A 19,523-nucleotide genomic window follows, 5' to 3' on the forward strand; every position below is an offset into this window, starting at 1 on the left:
ACCGGCCTCGCCGCCACCGACGGCAAGATCCAACCCTTCACCGCCAGCCCCACCACCATCCCCGCCAACAGCTGGGACTGGAACGCCATCCAGCTGCCGTGACCCGAACCCCCTCCTCACCGACCGGCACCTCGGGTGCCCCCGCACGCACGTCCTGATTCGGAGTCACTGTGCACAGGATTCGCAGATCCGCCTGGCTGCTGGCCGCCACGCTCACCCTCCCCGGGGTGGCCGTCTCGGTGCCCGCCGCCGCCGACACCCCGCCACCGCCGCTCGCGGTGGAGGGCTTCGCCTACCCCGACGCCGCCAAGGTCCTCGCCGAACAGCGGGTGACGGTGAAGTCGGGTGACGGGAACATCCGCGTCACCACCGACTGCCTCTCCGGCGAGAGCCTGCTCGAGGTCTACAGCCGCACCTTCGACCCGGCGCCCTACAGCGTCTGCTTCCGGGCGTCCGGCCCGTCGGGCTACCTGGCCGTCGAGATCCCGAAGACCTACAACATCAAGGGCGACGGCCACCTGACCAAGGCGACCCTCCGGACCAACGGGGTCACCAGCACGGCGGACATTCCGAGGAACCTCTACCAGCCCGTGGGCGAGGGAACCTCCGCCGACGGCACCACGCTGCTGGAGCTGGTCACCTCCGACGGCCCCGCCACCACCGCCCCGACCCCGGAGTTCCCCACCGTCGGGAGGATCACCGTCGGCCAGGCCGGCCGGGCGGGCGCGCGGGGCTGCACCGCGACCCTGGTCGACCCGCGGTGGGCGCTCACCTCCGCGGGCTGCTTCACGGACGACCCCGCCACGCTCGGCTCCGGTGCCCCGGCCGCCCCGAGCACCCTCACCCTCGGCGGCACCACCACGGCGATAGCCGAGGTCGTCCCGCGCGCCGACCGCGACGCCGCCCTGGTCCGGCTCGCCACCCCGGTCCAGGGCGTCACCCCGGCGAAGGTCGCCACCGCGGCCGCCGCGAGCGGGGCGACCGTGAAGGTCGCCGGGTACGGCCGCCGGGGCACCGACTGGTGGCCGGCCACGCCCCGCACCACCACCCAGACCGTCGGGGCGGTCGGCGCCACCGGCCTGGACAGCTCCCCGGCCGCCGGCTCGGCCCCGGTCTGCACCGGCGACGCGGGCGCCCCGCTGCTGGCCGACCGCAACGGCACCACCGAGGTGGTGGGCGTCATCTCCCGTTCCTGGCAAGGCGGTTGCCTGGCGGCCCCGGCGGGCGAGACCCGCACCGGCGTCCAGAGCGCCCGGACGGACGACCTCGGCGCGTGGATCGACCGCACGCGGCGTGACGCACCGTCGGGCACCCAGGTGAAGGGCTCCCCCTTCACCCTCGCCGACCCCGCGACCGGACGCCCGCTCACCTTCGTGCAGGACAGCGCCAACCACCTCTGGTACGCCGACCCGCAGGGCGACGGCTGGCACGACCTCGGCCCCTACGCCGCCGCTCCGCCGACCGCGGTCGTCGATCCGGCCAACCGGCACGTCATGGTCCACGTCAACGGCCCGGACCACAAGCTCTGGTCGTACGACCTGACCGCCGCCAAGTGGACCGAGTTCGTCCTCACCCCGGCCGGCACGGCGATGGGCGCCGACGCCGTCCCGCACACGATCGTCGACCCGGCCACCGGCCACCTGGTGACCTTCGTCCGCGACACCGCGCACCACCTCTGGTCGGTCGACCCCCAGGGCGAGGGCTGGTACGACTTCGGACCGCTCGCGGCGGCGGACCCCGTCCCGGTGGTCAACCCGAACGACGGCCACGTCGTCGTGTACGTCAACGGCCCGGACCACAAGCTCAACTCGATCGACCGCCGGAGCAACCGCCGGGTCGAGTTCGTCCCGACGGCCTCGGGCACCGTGATGGCCTCGGACGCGGTCCCGTCCACCGTGGTCGACCCGGTCAACGGCCACTTCACCACCTTCATCCGCGACACCGCCCACCACCTCTGGTCGGTCGACCCGTTCGGGGCCGGCTGGCGCGACCACGGGCCGATGGCCGCGACCGACCCGGTCGCCGTCGTGGACACGGCGCGCGGCCGCGTGGTGGTCCACGTCAACGGGCCCGACTACCGGCTGAACTCACTGGAGTTCAGCACCGGCGCCTTCACCCAGGTCGCGCTCACCCCGGCCGGGACCCCGCTGGCCGGTGACACCGTCCCGCAGACCGTGGTCGCCCCGTCGAGCCACCTGGTCAGCTACACCCGCGACAGCCGCAACACCCTCTGGTCGTACGACCCGCAGGGCTCCGGCTGGACCCGCTTCACCGGTGGCCCCTCCGTCGGCTGACGGACCACCACCCTCCTTCCGTCCTGCTCCGCCCGCTCCGGCCACCGTGGTCCGAACACCACGGCCCGACGCGGGCGGAGCCCTCCTGATCGGACGTCAGCACACCCATGAGAAGAAGCAGTTGGACACCACTGCGGCGCGGAGCCGCGATGCTGGCGGTCAGCGCCCTGCTGGCCGGCCTGCCCGCGCTCCCGGCCTCGGCCGACACCGCGCCCGCCACCGGCCCCTCCCCCGACCGGGTGGCCGCGATCGACGCCTGGGAGGCGGGCGGCCCGGCCGTCCGCCGAGCAGCCGAGCTCGCGCTCGCCGGCTCCGACGCGGACGTCGCGGCGTTCCTGGCCGGCGGCCGCACGGCCGCCGAGGACCAGGACCTGCGCACCCGGATCGAGGAACTGGTCGCCGTCTCCGGCCCCGGGGTCCGGCAGGCGGCCACCACCGCCCTCGCCACCGGCACACCGGCCGCCCTGAAGGCCTTCGCCGACACCGGCTTCAAGGCCCCGTACGAGCACGACCAGCGGGTCCTGCTCTCGCAGATCCAGTACGTCGGCGGGCCGGGCGTCCAGGACGCCGCCAACAAGGCCATGGCCGGGACGGTCACCGACGTGACCGCCTTTCTCAACACCGGCCAGTTCGGCCCGCGTGAGCACGACGACCGGGTCAAGCTGAGCCAGCTCCAGGCCTCCGGCGGGCCCGAGGTCCGCAAGGCCGCCGGCACCGCGATGGCCGGCACGGTCGAGGACGTCCGGGACTTCCTGCGCTACGGCTACCAGACCGCCGCGGCGCACGACCAGGAGACCCTGACGGTCGCCCAGTTGGCCGACCTGACCAGGAACGCCGCCACCCAGGCCGGCGAGCAGGCCACCACCGCCAAGAACGCCGCGTCCAAGGCAGTGGAGGCCACGGCACTGGCCAAGCAGGCCTCCGAGCGCGCCGCCGCCGAGACCAAGGCGGCGCAGGGCGACGCCGCCAAGGCCTCCAACGCCGCCGGGCGCGCGTCCGACGCCGCCGGCCGGGCCGCCAAGGCCGCGCGGACCGCCTCCGGCGCGGCCGCCGCGGCCAACGAGGCCGCCCGGCAGGCCGCGAACGCCGCCGCCGACGCGGCCGCCGCCTCCGCCCTCGCGGGCCAGGCCGCGACCCGGGCCGCCAACGCGGCCACCGAGGCCGCGGGCGACGCCGGCAAGGCCGCCGCCGCGCGGGACGCGGCCGTGGCCGCCCGCAACGCGGCCGCCGACGCCCGCAGCGCCGGCGAGGCGAGCCAGTGGGCCGAGCGGGCCGGCAAGCAGGCCGTTCTCGCCGCCCAGGCGGCGAAGTCCGCGGGCGACAACGCCGACGCCGCGGCCGCGGCCGCCCTCGACGCGGCCAACCAGTCCGGCGTCACCAGCGAGGCCGCCGAGCGGGCCCGGCAGGAGGCCGCGGCCGCCAAGGCCGCCGCCGCCGAGGCCCGGCGGGCCGCCGACGCCACCGTCCGCATCGCCGGGGAGGCGGCCGCCGCGGCGGCCGACGCCCAGCGCGCGGCCAACGCCTCGGCCGCCCACGCCGAGGCCGCGGCGGCGGCGGCCGAAGCCGCCGCCCAGCACGCCGGCGAGGCGGCCACGGCCGCGAGCACCGCCCAGGCAGCCTCTGCGGCCGCCTCCGCGGCGGCCGACTCGGCGGCGAGCTCCGCCACCCAGGCCCACAAGATCACCGACATCGCCCGTGCCTCCGACAAGGAGCGTCTGGACGCCCAGCAGGCCGCGCAGTTCGCCGCCGCCCAGCAGGCCGCCCGGGACGAGGACCGCAAGGCCAAGCAGGCGGCCTGGGAGGCCGGCAAGGTCACCGCGCTGGCCGCCGACACCGAGCGCCTGCTCACCGAGGCCACCGCGGCCGGCGTTCCGCAGGCGGTCGCCGTGACCAAGGGCCGGCAGGCCGCCGTCCGGCTGATGGAGGCCGGCGGGCCGTGGGTCAAGTTCTCCTCGCAGAACGCGCTCGAGGGCACCGAGGCCGACGTCCTCGCCTTCCTGAGCAGCGGACTCGCCCTGGCCAGGGAACGTGACGACCGGTCAGCCGTCACCGCGATCGCCCAGGGCTCGACCAAGCTGGAGCAGCGGCTCGCCGCGGACACCGCCTCGGTCGGCACCGTCACCGAGGTGCGGTCCTTCCTCACCACCGGCGCCTACCCCGGCCAGGAGCACGACGACCGCGTGCTGCTCTCCCAGATCCAGAGCGCCGGCGGCCCCGGCGTCCAGGAGGCCGCCAACAAGGCCATGGCCGGCACCCACGCCGACGTCCGGGCCTTCCTGACGGCCGGTCAGTTCTCCGCGCGCGAGCACGACAACCGCGTCCTGGTCACCCAGGCGCTCGCCGCCGGCGGCCCCGAGGTCCAGGCCGCCGCCCAGGTCGCCCTGGCCGGTCCGGCCTCCGGTCTGGTGCCGTTCCTGCAGACCGGCCTCCCCAAGGCCCAGCAGCGCGACGCCTTCACCGCCGCCCACGTCGCCACCGTCAACTCCTACCTCGCCACCATCGACGGCAACGTGGCCACCGCCCGCCGGTACGCCGCCGAGGCCGCCCGCTCCTACGCCACCGCCCGCGGCGCCGCCAACGAGGCCGCCGGCTACGCCAACCAGGCCCAGGCCTCCGCCGCCCAGGCCGCCGACTGGGCCGCCAAGGCCGCCGAATCGGCCCGCCAGGCCCAGGCCTCCGCCGACCAGGCCGCCGCCTACGCCAAGCAGGCCCGCACCTCCGCCGCCTCCGCCGACGCCGCCGCCCGCAGCGCCGACCTCTCGGCCACCGCGGCCGCCGGCTTCGAGCGCGACGCCAAGCGGTACGCCTCCGAGGCCCAGGCCTCCGCCACCCAGGCACGCGCCTCCGCCACCGCCGCCGGCAAGAGCCGGGACGAGGCCGAGGCCGCCGCCCGCGAAGCCGCCCAGCTGGTCTTCACCAAGCAGCAGGACGACAGCGCCGACGGCAAGCTGCAGAGCGAGACCTCCGTCGTCGACGACAGCGGCCGGGTCTCCTTCATCGAGGTGGTCCAGCGCGACGACCTCAAGCAGGAGATCGTCCGCCAAGACATGTCCAAGTGCATCCTCGAGGACAAGGGCACCGAGACCGGCTGGCTGATCCACGCGAATTCCAAGACCTGGCACAAGAACGCCGCCGGGGTCGAGGTCTGCGACGTCAAGACCACCGTCAAGGTCACCGGCACCGTCGACTACGTCCTGAAGACCTGCCCGGAGGCCAACCTCTCGATCGCGGCCTGCCAAGGCAAGTACAGCGTCTGGGAAACCTTGGTCATCGACACCAAGACCTACGAGAACACCCAGTACGAGACCTCCGTCGAACTGCCCTACACCGACTACGCCAAGCACTTCAAGACGTACTGCAGCGCCCAGGGCGGCGCACCGGTCTGCGGTAGCGGCGACAGCAACAAGATCATGCTCCAGCTGCTCGCCGGCGACTTCATCAAGTGCGCGAAGAACTTCGGCTTCAACGCCGACTGCGCCTGGGCGGCTTCGAACTTCATCCCGTACGGCACCCTCTTCAAGGGCGTCAAGGGCGTCGTCGCCTTCCGCTTCGCCCTGGAGGCAGGCGTCGAGCTCGGCCAGGCCAAGCTCGCCCTGCAGGCCGCGCTGGACGGCTACAGCGAAGCGGCCAAGCTCGGGCTGCTGAAGGCCGCGGACAACATCGCCGCACTGCGCAACTCGTTCAAGGACGGGGTCGGGACCGCGGCCGCGCTCAAGGCGCTGAAGGAGGACCGCAACGTCGACCGGGCGCTGGTCCGGCAGTTGGAGACCGAGGCCGGCCTGGCCGAGGAGGTGCGGACGGTCTGCGAGCTCAACAGCTTCCCGGCCGGCACCACGGTGGTCGCCGGTGACGGCACCCGCCGGGCGATCGAGGCCGTGCGGGTGGGTGACCGGGTGCTGTCCACCGATCCGTCCACCGGGGCCGAGAGCGCCCAGAGCGTGACGGCGGTCTACCGGCACGACACCGTGCAGCTGGTCGACCTGGACGTCGACCGGGTCGGCCGGCTCACCAGCACCGCCGGGCACCTGCTGTACGTCGAGGGCACGGGCTGGCGGGAGGCGGGCACGCTGCTCGTCGGTGACGTGCTGGTCGGCCAGGACGGCGCCGCGCACGCGGTCACCGGCACCGGTCGCCGCGCCGAGGCCGCCGCCGAGACGGTCTACGACCTCACGGTGGACGGGCCGCACACCTTCTACGTCGGCGGCCGGCAGGCCGACGGCGCCCAGGTGCTCGCCCACAACTGCTTCAACCTGGTCCGCGACGAGGCGCCGTTCGACCCGCGGGCGCACACGCTCCGCGACCACGTCGCCTCCGGTGCCGGGGGGAGTGCCACCGAGGCCGCCGCCCGGCAGATGGCCGTGGACAAGGGCGCCAACGGCGTGTTCACCAAGGTGGAGTACGCCAACGCCGCCCTGAGGGACGCGATGCAGAAGGCCAACCCGCGGATCTCCAAGTGGCTGAACCCCAAAAAGCCCCCGTACGACGAGTTCCTGGAATTCGAGATCGACGTCAACGTGAAGATCGACGGCCAGGACATCACCTCGCTGGGCAAGGCCTACAAGGCCAACGGCCCGAACACCGCGGACGTCACCATCCGGGACACGGGCTCGCGGGTCAAGGTCCGGCTGGCCAAGGTGGCCGACCCGGCCCAGCACGGCGGCAAGCAGTGGATCTGCACCTCGATCTACCCGGTCTAGGCGCGGCCGAGGTACCGGACCACCGGTACCTGACAGGCTGACAGCAGTCCACCCCACTCGACGGCGTACGGCCGGAGCAGCCGGCTCCGGCCGTACGCCGTTCCCGTTGCGCGGCGTCCCGTCAGGCCGGGCCGTTGGGCGGTACCAGGCCCGACCGGTAGGCGATGGCGACGAGTTGGGCGCGGTCGCGGGCGTCGAGCTTGGCCATGGCGCGGTGGACGTGGGTGCGGACGGTGAAGGGGCTGACCACCATCCGTTCGGCGATCTCCTCGTTGGTGAGGCCGGTGGCGGCCATCGCCATCACCTCGCGTTCGCGGGCGGTCAGCACGGCGAGCCGTTCGGACGGGACGGCGGCCGGGGCCGGGCCCGGCTGGGCGAGCAGGCGGTCGATCACGGCACGGGTGGCGGCGGGTGAGAGCAGGGCCTCGCCGGCGGCCACCGTGCGGACGGCGGCGAGGAGTTCGGCCGGTGCGGCGCCCTTGCCGAGGAAGCCGCCGGCCCCGGCGCGCAGCGCCTGGGCGACGTACTCGTCCTCCTCGAAGGTGGTGAGGATGAGCACCCGGGTACCGGCGAGCGAGGGGTCGGCGCAGATCTCGGCGGTCGCGCCGAGCCCGTCGGAGCCGGGCATCCGGATGTCCATCAGGACCAGGTCCGGCTTGGTGGCGCGGGTGAGTTCGACCGCCTGTCGGCCGTCGGCGGCCTCGCCGACCACCTCCATGTCCTCCTCGGAGTCGATCAGCATCCGGAAGGCGCCGCGGAGCAGGGCCTGGTCGTCGGCGAGCAGCACGCGGATGGTCATGCGGGGGCGTCCTCTTCATCCAGGGCGGTCAAGTTGCCGGTGCGCAAAGGCAGTTCGGCGGTGACCAGGAAGCCGCCGTCCGGGCGGCGCCCGGCGGTGAGCCGGCCGCCGACGGCCGCGGCCCGCTCCTGCATGCCGATCAGACCGAAGCCGCCGGAGCCGGCCGCGGTGCCGGGCAGCGCGGCGCGGCCGCCGGGGGCGGGGCGGCCGTTGGCGACGGTGAGGGCGAGGCGGCTGCCGCTCCAGGTGAGGGTGATCCGGGCCTCGGCGCCGCGGGCGTGCTTGGCGGCGTTGGTCAGCGACTCCTGGAGGATCCGGTACGCCGTCAGGTCGATTCCCGGGGAGAGCGGCCGGGCCTCGCCCTCGACGGTGAGCCGGACGGGGAGGCCGGCCCGTTCGAAGGTCTGCAGGAGGTCGGGGAGCCGGTCGAGGCCGGGGGCGGGTTCCAGCGGGGCGGGTTCCTCGGTGGCACGCAGCAGCCCGACGGTGGCGCGCAGCTCCTGGAGGGCGGAGCCGGTCGCGTCGGTGAGGTGACTGAGCACCTCGCGGGCCCGGTCGGGGTGACGGTCCATCAGGTGGACGGCGATGCCGGCCTGCGCGTTGGCGAGGGCGATGTGGTGGGCGACCACGTCGTGCAGGTCGCGGGCGATCCGGACGCGTTCGTCGGCGACCCGGCGGCGGGCCTCCTCCTCGCGGGTGCGCTCGGCCCGTTCGGCGCGTTCCTCGATGGCGGTGAGGTGGGCGCGGCGGTTGCGGATGGAGTCGCCGATGGCGCCGGGCAGCAGGGACCAGGCGAGCACGCCGAGGCGTTCGGCGATCGGGCCGCCAGGGCCGTAGGCCAGGGTGATGCCGGTGAGCAGGGCGGCGGTGACCAGCGAGGCGCGCAGCGCGGTGGTGCGGTCGGTGCGGACGGCGAGGAAGTACAGCGCCAGCAGCAGCGGGGTGGCCATGGCCGGGGTGAGCTTGGTGCTGGTGGCGGTCAGGAAGGTGGTGCAGAGCAGGGTGACCACGACCACCGCGCGCGGGTACCGGCGGTGCAGGAAGACGGCGGCGGTGGAGACCGCGGCGACGGCCACGGTGCCGGCGCCCGGGGTCTCGTACCGGCCGCCGTGCTGATCCACCGTCAGGCCCAGCACCATGACACCGACCAGGGTGGCGCCGCCGACGGCGTCGAGCAGCCGGGGGTGGTCGCGGCGCAGGCGCTGCCACAGGTCGCTCACGGGTATCGCGCTCCGGTCGGAAGGGGTGGTCCTGGCTGCCAACGGTAGCCCTACGCCCCCGGCACGAGGTCCGGGGGCGAGGGCGTTTCGGGGGGTCAGACGCGGGCGGGCTCGCGTTCCTCGATCGGCTCGGGGGTGGCGGCGACCAGCTTGCTGCCCTCCACGTCCACGTCCGGGAGCACCCGGTCGAGGCCGCGCGGCAGCCACCAGGCGCGGCGGCCGAGCAGGGCGAGCACCGCCGGGACGATGGTCATCCGGACCACGAAGGCGTCGAAGGCGACGGCCGCGGCCAGGCCGAGACCCATCATCTTGATCATCGGCTCGCTCATCCCGATGAACCCGGCGAAGACCGCGATCATGATGAAGGCCGCGGCGGTGACCACCCGGGCGTTGTGCCGGAAGCCGGTGACGATGGCCTCCTTCGGGCTCTCCCCGTGCACGTAGCCCTCCCGGATCCGGGTCACCAGGAAGACCTCGTAGTCCATGGCCAGGCCGAAGACCACGCCGACCAGGAAGATCGGCATCATGCTCATCACCGGGCCGGTCTGCTCGACCCCGATCAGGTCGGCCAGCCAGCCCCACTGGAAGACCGCGACCACGGCGCCGAGCGCGGCGGCCACCGAGAGCAGGAAGCCGAGCGCCGCCTTCAGCGGGACCAGCACCGAGCGGAACACCAGCAGGAGCAGCAGCACCGCCAGGCCGACCACCACGGCGAGGTACACCGGCAGGGCGTCGGAGAGCTTCTGCGAGACGTCGATGTTCATCGCGGTGGTGCCGCTGACCAGGACGGTCGCCCCGGTCTCGGACTTCAGCCCGGCCGCGTGGCCGCGGATGGCGTTGACCAGGTCCTTGGTCCGCTCCTCCGCCGGGCCGGTCTTCGGTACGGCGTTGACCAGCGCGGTGTCACCGGCCGGGTTGAACACCGGCGGGGCGACCGCGGCCACGCCGGGCAGCCCGGCGACGGTCTTCGCCACCTTCTCGGCGGCGGCCTTCGGGTCGGGCGCGCCCTTGGCGTCGACCAGCACGGTGAGCGGGCCGTTGAAGCCGGGGCCGAAGCCCTCGGAGAGCAGGTCGTAGGCGCGGCGCTGGGTGGTGGAGACCGGCTTGGACTCGTCGCCCGGCAGGCCCATCCGCAGGTCGAGCGCGGGGGCCGCGAGCACGCCGAGGCCGATCACGCCGCCGAGCAGCACCGCGAGCGGGCGCCGCAGCACGAACCCGGCCCAGCGCGCGCCACCGTTGTCGCCCGTCTTCGCCACGCCCTTGCGGACCTTGCGCGGCAGCACCCGGTGGCCGAGGAAGCCGAGCAGCGCGGGCACCAGGGTCAGCGCGACCAGCACCGCCAGCACCACCGTCCCGGCGGCGGCCAGGCCCATCTTGGAGAGCATCGGGATGTTCACCACGGAGAGCCCGGCCAGCGCGATCACCACCGTCAGCCCGGCGAACACCACCGCCGAACCGGCCGTCCCGACCGCCCGCCCGGCCGCCTCGCGCAGGTCGCGGCCCTCGGCCAGCTCGGCCCGGTGGCGGGAGACGATGAACATCGCGTAGTCGATGCCGACCGCCAGGCCCAGCATCATCGCCAGCGTCCCGGTGGTGCCGGACAGCCCGAGCAGGCTGCCCAGCGCGGTGATCAGCGCCATGCCGAGGCCGACCCCGACCAGCGCGGTGAGCAGCGGCAGCCCGGCCGCCAGCAGCGAGCCGAAGGTGATCACCAGCACGACCGCGGAGAGCGCCATGCCGATCGCCTCGCTGCTGCCGCCGGCCTCGCCCTTGGCCATCAGCGCGGTACCGCCGACCTCGACCTTCAGCCCGGCGTCCCGGCCGTGCTGGGCCGCCGCCTCCAGCGCGCCGGTGGCACCCTTCGACAGCTCGCCCGCCTTGGCCGAGTAGCTGACGGTGGCGTAGGCGGTGGTGCCGTCCTGGGAGACGGTCCTGGCCTGGAACGGGTCGACCGCACCGGTCACCTGCTCGGCGTGGGCCAGCTCGCCGACCGTCCGCTCCACGGCCTCCTTGGCCGGCCCGGCGGTGATCTTCTGACCGTCCGGCGCGACGAACACCAGCCGGGCCTGGGCACCGTCCGCGTGGCCGCCGGGGAAGCGCTCGTTCATCAGGTCGAAGGCCTGCTGCGCCTCCGTGCCGGGCATCGAGAAGCCGTCGTCGGGCGCTGCGGGCGCCTTGGCCGCGAGGACCCCGGCCACGGCCAGCACGGCGACCCAGATCAGCGTCACCCACTTGCGCCGGTCGAAGGCCCAGCGGCCCAGGCGGTACAGGAACGTGGCCACGGAAGTGCGGCCTCCTTCGGGGTCGGTGCACGGATCTCGGAACGCCTCACGAGCGGCCCGTCACCGTTCCCGGTACAGCCCGCCCGCAGCGTCCCCCATCCTTCGCGCCCACCCCCTCCCCCGTCGTCGTCCCTGCGCAGGCCGCTGCCGTACTGCGTCCGCAGTACACCCCCGGCCACCACCCGGTACTTCCGGAGGAACCCGTCTCCTCCCTAGTGCCGTGCCCGGCAAGGTTTGCCCCGTCGCGTCGTTCGGTGCGTGCTATCGGCGTGCCGGGCGAAGGCCCGTCGTAGCGGAGCTACCCGGGCTTTTGGCCGGTGCGGCGAGAGTGCGTGCCGGGCGGCGCGACGGGGCAAACCTTGCCGGGCACGACACTAGGCTGGCGTGATCATCCCCCCGGACCGGAAGGCCGCCCCGTGACCGACCCCCAGGAAGTGGTGGAGCGTCAGCTCGCCGCCTACAACGCCCACGACATCGACGCCTTCGCCGCCACCTACGCCGAGGACGTCGTCGTCAACCGGCGCGGCGGCGACCAGCTGCGCGGCCGCCAGGCCCTGCGGGACGTCTACACCGGCCAGTTCGCGGCCGGCCGCTGCCGCGCCGAGATCCTCGGCCGCCTCACCGAGGGCGACTGGGTGGTCGACCACGAACTCGCCCACGGCGTGGCCGCCGACCCCGTCCGCGTCCTGGTCGCCTACCGCGTCCGCGCCGGCCTCATCGACCGCGTCGACTTCCTCGGCTGACGCCGGCTACGCCCCGAGCGCTCCCTCCGTGCTTCCGTACGCGGGGGCCTCGGCCGGGGCCGGCGGACGGGCCGTCAGGCGTAGGCGTAGGCGCCTCGGGCGGTAGACGGTGGCGAGGGGGACGGCGCGGGTGTCGGTGTCCTGTTCGGGGTCGGGGCGCCAGCGGGCGAGCACGGTGGCCAGGGCCAGGGTGGCCTCGGTGCGGGCGAAGAGGTCGCCGAGGCACTTGCGGGCTCCGGTGCCGAAGGCGGTGAAGGCCTGACGGGCGGCCGGGGACTCCTCCTCCGGGAGCCAGCGGTCGGGGCGGAACTCGTGCGGGTGCGGGAAGGCCTCCGGGTCGCGGGCCACGGCGGCGGGGCTGAACACCAGGGTGGAGCCGGCCGGCAGCGGCACTCCGGCCAGCTCGGTGTCGGTGGTGGTCAGGCGGGTGAACAGCCAGCCGGGCGGGTGGAGGCGGAGGGTCTCGGTGATCACCCGGTCGGTCAGCGCGAGGGCCGGGAGGTCCTCCCAGGCCGCCGCGCGGCCGCCCAGCACGGTGTCGATCTCCCGGTACAACTCCTCGGCCACCGAAGGGTGTTGGGCCAGCCGGTGGAAGACCCAGGCCAGGGTAGCGGCCACCGTCTCGGTGCCCGCCGCCATCACGGTGATCACCTGGTCGTGCACCTCGGCCTCGGTCAGCCGTCCGCCGTCCTCGTCCCGGGCCGCCAGCAGGGCGCCGAGCAGGTCCAGCTCCCCCGCCGCCGCCTCCGGCCGTCCGCCGTACCCGGCGATCAGACGCTGCGTCACCTCGTGCAGGTGCCGCAGCGCCGCGCGGTAGCGGCGGTTGGCCGGGGTCGGCAGGCGGCGCAGCGGCCCGGGCAGGAACATCTGGCGGAACAGCCCGTTCAGCACCGTGTCGAAGGCCCGCTCCACCCCGCGGGTGACCTCCGGTCCGAGCGCCGTGGACCAGAGCGTCCGGGCCACCACCCGCAGCGCCAGACCGTAGAACTCCGGGAAGGCGTCGACCACCTGGCCGTCCCGCCAGCCCGCCGTGGTGGCCTCGATCTCGGCCCGCATCGCCCCGGCGTAGTGCCGCAGCTGCGGCCGGGTGAAGGCGCTCTGCATCAGCCGCCGCTGCCGGCGGTGGTCCCGGTACGGGCAGGTGACCAGGCCGTTGCCGGCCACGTCGCGGGCCCGGTCGTAGAAGACCCCGCCCTTGTCGTAGACCTGGTCGCCCGTCAGCACCCGGCGCAGCAGCTCGGGATGGCACGGCACGTACGCGGTGGACGGGCCGATCCTGATCCGCACCAGGTCGCCGTGGGCGGCCAGCGAGGTCATGAAGCGGACCGGACTGCGCGTCATCTGCCACACGTGCCCGAGCCCGGGCACCGCCCCGGGTGCCGTCCCCACCTCGAACGTCTGCTGTGCCACCGCGCTCCTCCTCGCCCTCACCCTCGCGGCGCGCCGCACCGGTCGGCGGCGCGCCCTGAGGACTACATCGGCCGGTCGGCCGCACGGGTGAAGCCCGGGAGGGGTCCGGGAGGGGCCCGGGAGCCGGATCAGTGGCTGCCGTTGACCACCGAGTTCTGGATCGCGCCCTCGACCAGCTGGCGCTTCTGCAGCACGGCGTCGTAGGTGCCGTTCAGGATCAGCGTGTTGACCGCCTTGACCAGCACGTCCCGCAGCTCCTGGTCGCCCTTGCGGACCGCGATGCCGAACGGGCGGGACTGCAGCTGCGGCCCGGCCAGGTCGAAGGTGCGGCCCTCGTCGAGCTTCTGCGCGTTGTACTGGGCCTTGGGGTAGTCGGTGATGTAGACGTCGGCGGCGCCGCTGCGGACGTTGGCCAGGGCCTCGTCGTCGGAGCCGGTCTCCAGCGCCTTGAGCGGCTTGCCGGCGTGGTCGCAGGCCTTCTGCTGGCGGACCATCAGGTCGTTGTGGGTGGTGCCCTTCTTGGCCGTCACCGAGTGCCCGCAGAGGTCGTCGATGCTGGAGACGCCCTTGGGGTTCTTCTCCTTGACCACCATGCCGATCCCGGCCATGAAGTAGTCCACGAAGTCGACGCCGTCGTTGACCTGGGCGCCGTTCTTGTCCAGGCCCTGCTGGCGCTCACGGGTGTCGGTGATGCCCGACATGCCGATGTCGAACTTCTTCTCCAGCACCCCGGGCAGCACGTTGGCGAACGCGCCGGCGTCGAAGAACTCGAACTTCACGCCGAGCAGCCCCTCCATCGCGGCGGCCAGGTCGGCGTCCAGGCCGTCCGCCTTCCCCTGGCCGTCCTTGAAGATGACCGGGGCGGCGGTGAAGGAGGCGCCGACCTTGATCACACCGGCCTCCCGGTACCGCTTGGGCAGCTGTTCCTTGAGACCGGCCTTCTTCTCGCCCGGACCGCCGGTGCCGCAGGCGGTGAGCAGCAGGGCGCCGATGACGGCGGTGGTGACGGCTTGGGTGCCACGGCTGGCGAGGCCCTTGTTCATGTTCATCCCGACGGATCGCGTGGTGCGGGGCCGGGCACGGCTTCGGCGGGCGTACCGCGAGCACCCGTCCGGCCCCCGCGCCGATGGGTCCCTTCCCGAGCATGGCGGTGCCACGGGAACGCGTCCGTCGACCGCCGTCCGACGAACTGCCGGACCGATGATAACCATCATGCCCACGCCACCCCGCCCCCGGGTTCGTACACCGCCAGGTCACGGCCACGGTCCGGAGCAGGGACGGGGAGGAACGCCGACGGCGTACGGCCGGAGCTGACCGCTCCGGCCGTACGCCGTCATGTCCACCGGGCCGCTGCTGGAAGCCGGCACCAGGGCCGCACCTACCCGAGGATCGGGAAGATCGAGGTGCAGACCCACTTCTTGCCGCCGTGCTGGCTCGGGTCGGCGACCTTGGCGAGTTGGACCCGGACCTTGGTCCCCGTCGTCCTGGTGACGACGTTCGCCGTGGTCGTGGCTCCGTTCGCGACGTAGGACGTGCCCAGCGAGGTGAGGCTCTGACCGCCGACGTTCACGTCGACGTTGATGTCGAACTTCAGGAACTCGCTGTACGGGGGCTTATCCGGATTCAGCCAGTCGGCGACCCGCTTGTTGGCCTTCTGCATCGCGTCCTTGAGCGCGGCGTTGGCCACGTCCAGGTTGGTGAACACGCCGTTGACGCCCTTGTCCAGGGCCATCTGCCGAGCGGCCGCGTCAGTGGCGCGCCCTCCGGCTCCGGCGGCGACGTGGTCGCCGAGCGTGTGCGCCCGCGGGTCGAACGGCGCCTCGTCGCGGGCCAGGTTGAAGCAGTTGTGGGCGAGCACCTGGGCGCCGCCGGCCTGCCGGGCGCCGACGTAGAAGGTGTGCGGCCCGCTGACCGTGAGGTCGTAGACCGTCTCGGCGGTGGCCTCGGTGCGCCGGCCGGTGCCGGTCACCGGGTGCGCGGCGCCGTTCTGGCCGACCAGGACGTCACCGGCCCGCAGGGTGCCCGCCTCGCGCCAGCCCACGCCCTGCACGTACAGCAGGTGTCCGGACGTGCTGGTGATCCGGCCCACCTGGTCGACGTCCAGGTCGACCAGCTCGACGGTGTCGTGCCGGTAGGTGGCGGTCACCGTCTGCGTGCTCTCGGCCCCGGTGGACGGATCGACGGACAGCAGACCGTCACCCACCCGCAGCGACTCGATCGGACGACGGGTGCCGTCACCGGCAGTCACCGTGGTACCGGCCGGGAAGCTGTTGAGCTCGCAGACGGTCCGGACGTCTCCGGCGACCTGGGCCTCCGTCTCCAACTGCCGCACCAGCGCCCGGTCGACGTCGGGGCTCTCCCTCAGCGCCTTGAGCGCCGCCTCGGTCCCGGCCCCGTCCTTCAGGGAGAGCCGGAAGGAGGTGACCGCGTCGGCGGTCTTCAGCAACCTGAGCTTGGCCGCGTCGCTGTAGCCCTCCAGGGACGCCTGCAGCGCGAGCTTGGCCTCCTCGATGCCGACGCCCGCCTCCAGGGCGAAGCGGAACGCGACGATGCCCTTCGCGCCCTTGGCCAGGGTGCCGTAGGGGATGAAGTTCGAAGCCGCCCAGGCGCAGGGCCCGTTGAAGCCGAAGTTCTTGAAGCACTTCACGAAGTCGTCGGTCAGCATGTGCAGCAGCAGCCGCGAGCTGTCGCCCGACATGCAGACGCCCTGCGAGCAGGACACCTTGTAGTGCTTCGCGTAGTCGGTGTAGGTGAGCTCGACCGTGGTCTGGTACTCGGTGTCGATCGGCTGGGTCTGCAGGAGCAGGGTGTCCCAGGTGGTGTACTTGCCCTGGCAGGCCGCGATGGAGAGGTTGGGCTCGGGGCAGGTCCGCAGGATGTACTCGATCTCACCCTTCGCCTTGACGGTCACCACGACGTTGCAGACCTCGACGCCGGCGCCGTTCCTGTGCCAGGTCTTGGAGTCGGACTTGAAGATCCAGCCGAGCTCGGTGCCCGGGTCGTCGGCGACGCACTTGGACATGTCCTCGCGGACGATCTCCTGCTTCATCCCCTCCTTCTGGTGGACCTCGACGAAGGAGACCCGGCCGTTCTCGTCGACCGTGGCTGTCTCGCTCTCCGTCTTGCCCTCGGCAGCCTCCTGCTGCTGCTTCTGCCAGACGAACTCGCGCGCCTCCTTTGCGGCCTGCTCGGCCTCCTCGGCGCTCTTCTTGGCCGCGGCCGCGGAGGCCTTGGCGTCGTCCGAGGACTTCTTCGCCTCGTCCGCGTACTTCTTGGCCTGCGCGGCGAAGCCCTCCGCCGCACTGGCCGAGGCGTCGGCCCGGCGGACCGCCGCGTCGGCGGAGGCCGCGCTGGCCTGGGCCTGCTTGGCGTAGGCGGCCGCCTGGTCGGCGGAGGCCTTGGCCTGGCGGGCGGACTCGGCGGCCTGGGCCGCCCAGCGGTCGGCCTCCTTGGCCGAGGCGGTGGCCTTGTCCGCGTAACCCTGGGCCTCGGCCTGGGCGTTGCGGGCCAGCGCGTAGGACTGCGCGGCCTGGGCCGCGTACTGACGGGCCGTCTCCACCGAGCCGTCGATGCTCGCCAGGTAGGAGCTGACGGTGGCGACGTGGGCGTTGGTGAAGGCGTCACGCTGCTGGGCCTTGGGCAGGCCGACCTGGAGGAAGGGCACCAGGCCGGAGGCCGGGCCGGAGAGCGCCGCCTGCGCGGCGGCCTTGACCTCGCCGCCGCCGGCCGCCATGGCCTGGGAGATCAGGACGCGGTTGTCGTCGTCCCTGGCCTTGTACTGACCCACCGTCAGGAAGGTGCGGACGGCCGCGATGCCGCCGTCCAGCGCCTTGCTGCCGGCCTCCTTCACGCCCGGGCCGCCCGCCGTCATGATCTGCGACAGCAGCACCCGGTCGTCGTCGTCCTTGCCCGGGTACGCGCCGTTGAGCACGAACTCGCGGGCCTGCGCGGCGGTGCCCACCGAGGCGGTCTCCGCCGCCAGCCGCTCGGCCGGCTTGGTCGAGCGCCGGGCGATGGTCATGGCGCTGACCCGGTCGTCGCGTTCGCGCCCCTGGGCCAGGCCGCCGTTCAGGAAGGCGAGGACATCGCTGTCCCGGCCCTCCAGCGCGGTCTCGGCCGCCGCCTTGGCCCACGGGCCACCGGCGGTGAGCAGCTGGCCGGCCGCCTGCCGGCCCTTGGCCAGGGCGACCGCGGGGGTGACCCCGGCGGCCGTCGCCTCGGTGAGCAACTGCTCGGTGGAGGCGGCGAGTTGGACGGTCTTGCCGGCCTCCCAGGCGGCCGTGCGGTTCTTCTCCGACTCGGCCCGGGCGGCCTCCTCGGCGATGGCCATCTCGGCCGCGGCCTGCGCCGTCAGCCGCTCGTCGTCGCTGCGACGGGAGAGGTCGGTGAGCTTGTGCGCCGACTCGGCGGCCGTGGCCGCGGTGTCGGCCGCGGCCTTGGCCTCGGTGGCGGCGGCCTGCGCGGTGTTGGCCGCGGTCGCGGCCTCACCGGCGTGGGCGGCCGCGGCGTCGGCGGCGGCTGCCGCCGCTTCGGCGTGGCCGGCCGCCGCGTTGGCGGCGCGCTGTGCCTCGGCGGCGGCGTCGGCCGCCTCCTCGGCGATCTTCACGGTCATCCGCGCCGCGCGGCGGGCCTCGGCCGCGGCGGACCTGGCCCGGTCCGCGGCCCGGCGGGCCCGGTCGGCGGCGTCGGTGGCGACGCCCGACTGGTTGGCCGCCTCGGCGGCCGCGTCGGCGGCCGCCGTCGCGTTGTCACCGGCGTCGGCCGCGGCCTTGGCCGCGGCCGCGGCCTGCAGCCCGGCCCGGCCGGCCCAGGCGGCGGCCTCGCCGGAGGTCCGGGAGTCGCGGGCCGCGTTGCGGGCGGCAACCGCCGCGTCCCTGGCCTTGCCGGCGTCCTTCTCGTTGATGGCCGCCGCGGCGGCGGCGCTACGGGCCTGCGCGGCGGCGTCCCCCGCCTTGGTCGAGGCGGCAGAGGCGTCGGCCGCCGCGTTCGCTGCCTGCTGGGCCGCCTCGTTCGCCGCGGAGGCGGCCGAGGAGGCGGTCCGGGCGGCGCCGGCGGCACGGCTCGCGGCGTCGGCGGCACGGCCGGCCGCGTTGGCCGCCTTGCCGGCCTCGCCCTGGGCGAGCTTGGTCTCCTTGGCGGCCAGCTCGGCCGCCTGCCGGGCCAGCTTCGAGGCGTCGATCGCCCGCTTGGCGGCGTCCTCGGCGACCCGGGACTGCTCGCGCGCCCGGGTGGAGGCGTTGCCGGCCACGTCGGCGAGCTGAGCGACCGTCAGGGTCTCCCGGTCGTGCGCCGAGGCGGTCTGCCAGCCGTAGCGCAGGAAGGCCCGGACGTCCTCGACCCCGCCGTCCAGCGCGGCCCCGGCCGCCTTCTTGACCTCCGGGCCGCCGGTCGCCATCAGCTGGCTGAGCCGGACCCGGTCGTCGTCGTCCCGCTCCTTGAACTGACCCACGTTCAGGAAGTGGTTGACGTCCTCGACGGTGCCGTTCATGGCCGTGTTGCCCGCGGCCCTGACCCCCGGCCCGCCCATCGCCATGACCTGCGACAGCCGGACCCGCTGGTCGTCCTCGTACTGCTTGCGGGCGCCGCCGTCCAGCACCGTCCGCACCTTGGCGGCCGAACCGGTGGCCGGATCGAGGGCCTTGAGGCCCACCTCCCGCACGCCCGGGCCGGCGTCCGCCAGCAGCTGCTCCAGCCGGACCCGCAGGTCCTGCTCCTCGGCGGCCGCCCGGCCGCCGAGGACGAACGCCGTCACGTCGGCGTCCGAACCGGCCAGCGCCGTCTCGGCGGCGCGGCGCACCAGCGGCCCGCCGGCCTTCCAGGCCGCCACCGCGGCCACCCGGTCGGCGACCGGGCCCTGGGCCGGCGTGGTGTCGGCCAGGGCCTGGGCCGCCGGCACCCCCGCCACCAGACTCATCGTCAGCAACCCGGCGGCGGCTGCGCGCCACCGTGTTCCCCGTGCTCGCACTGTGGTCCTCATCAGTCCTGGAACCTGTCTCCCTCTGGCACCCGCGGGTGCCGGAACGCCGCCGGCCTCCGGGCCGGCGGCCACGGAACCGGTGGTGCGGCGCGCGTGGCGCC

General features: G+C 74.3%; 9 protein-coding genes. 3 read left to right on the plus strand and 6 right to left on the minus strand.

Going from position 1 to position 19,523, the window contains the following annotated elements:
- The first annotated feature begins 170 nt into the window (after positions 1–170).
- Both ACZ6ZR_RS11295 and ACZ6ZR_RS11300 read left to right on the plus strand, forming a co-directional pair.
- The gene (locus ACZ6ZR_RS11295; RefSeq protein ID WP_465641698.1) at positions 171–2,294 is read left to right on the plus strand and encodes a trypsin-like serine protease; all 2,124 of its coding nucleotides are present in this window, start codon (positions 171–173) and stop codon (positions 2,292–2,294) included.
- A 149-nt stretch (positions 2,295–2,443) separates the two neighbouring features.
- On the plus strand, positions 2,444–6,991 hold the full coding sequence (locus ACZ6ZR_RS11300) for a polymorphic toxin-type HINT domain-containing protein (RefSeq protein ID WP_465641700.1): 4,548 nt from the start codon (positions 2,444–2,446) through the stop codon (positions 6,989–6,991).
- Positions 6,992–7,112: 121 nt separating this feature from the next.
- Here the strand turns inward: ACZ6ZR_RS11300 and ACZ6ZR_RS11305 are convergent, their stop codons facing one another.
- The 3 genes from ACZ6ZR_RS11305 to ACZ6ZR_RS11315 all read right to left on the minus strand — a co-directional run bounded on the left by ACZ6ZR_RS11305 (position 7,113) and on the right by ACZ6ZR_RS11315 (position 11,292).
- Complete coding sequence (locus tag ACZ6ZR_RS11305) at positions 7,113–7,790, minus strand: response regulator transcription factor (protein WP_465641702.1); 678 nt, start codon at positions 7,788–7,790, stop codon at positions 7,113–7,115.
- Complete coding sequence (locus ACZ6ZR_RS11310) at positions 7,787–9,010, minus strand: sensor histidine kinase (protein WP_465641703.1); 1,224 nt, start codon at positions 9,008–9,010, stop codon at positions 7,787–7,789. Before ACZ6ZR_RS11310 ends, ACZ6ZR_RS11305 begins: the two co-directional genes overlap by 4 nt.
- Before the next feature lie 95 nt (positions 9,011–9,105).
- Positions 9,106–11,292, minus strand: a complete 2,187-nt coding sequence (locus ACZ6ZR_RS11315; RefSeq protein ID WP_465641705.1) for an MMPL family transporter — start codon at positions 11,290–11,292, stop codon at positions 9,106–9,108.
- 416 nt (positions 11,293–11,708) lie between these two features.
- On the opposite strand from ACZ6ZR_RS11315, the gene ACZ6ZR_RS11320 reads away from it, so the two are divergent.
- Positions 11,709–12,035: a nuclear transport factor 2 family protein gene (locus ACZ6ZR_RS11320; protein WP_465641707.1), complete on the plus strand. Its 327-nt coding sequence runs from the start codon at positions 11,709–11,711 to the stop codon at positions 12,033–12,035.
- 6 nt (positions 12,036–12,041) lie between these two features.
- Here the strand turns inward: ACZ6ZR_RS11320 and ptlI are convergent, their stop codons facing one another.
- From ptlI to ACZ6ZR_RS11335, 3 genes are all read right to left on the minus strand, one after another.
- A complete protein-coding gene (gene ptlI / locus ACZ6ZR_RS11325; RefSeq protein ID WP_465641709.1) occupies positions 12,042–13,445 on the minus strand; it encodes a pentalenene oxygenase in 1,404 nt (467 codons plus the stop codon).
- A gap of 128 nt (positions 13,446–13,573) precedes the next feature.
- Entirely contained in the window at positions 13,574–14,494 is a 921-nt protein-coding gene (locus ACZ6ZR_RS11330) for a transporter substrate-binding domain-containing protein (protein WP_465641711.1), read from the minus strand.
- Positions 14,495–14,823: 329 nt separating this feature from the next.
- Complete coding sequence (locus tag ACZ6ZR_RS11335; RefSeq protein WP_465641713.1) at positions 14,824–19,359, minus strand: polymorphic toxin-type HINT domain-containing protein; 4,536 nt, start codon at positions 19,357–19,359, stop codon at positions 14,824–14,826.
- Between the last annotated feature and the right edge of the window lie 164 nt (positions 19,360–19,523).

Source organism: Kitasatospora sp. NPDC088742 (assembly GCF_055584905.1).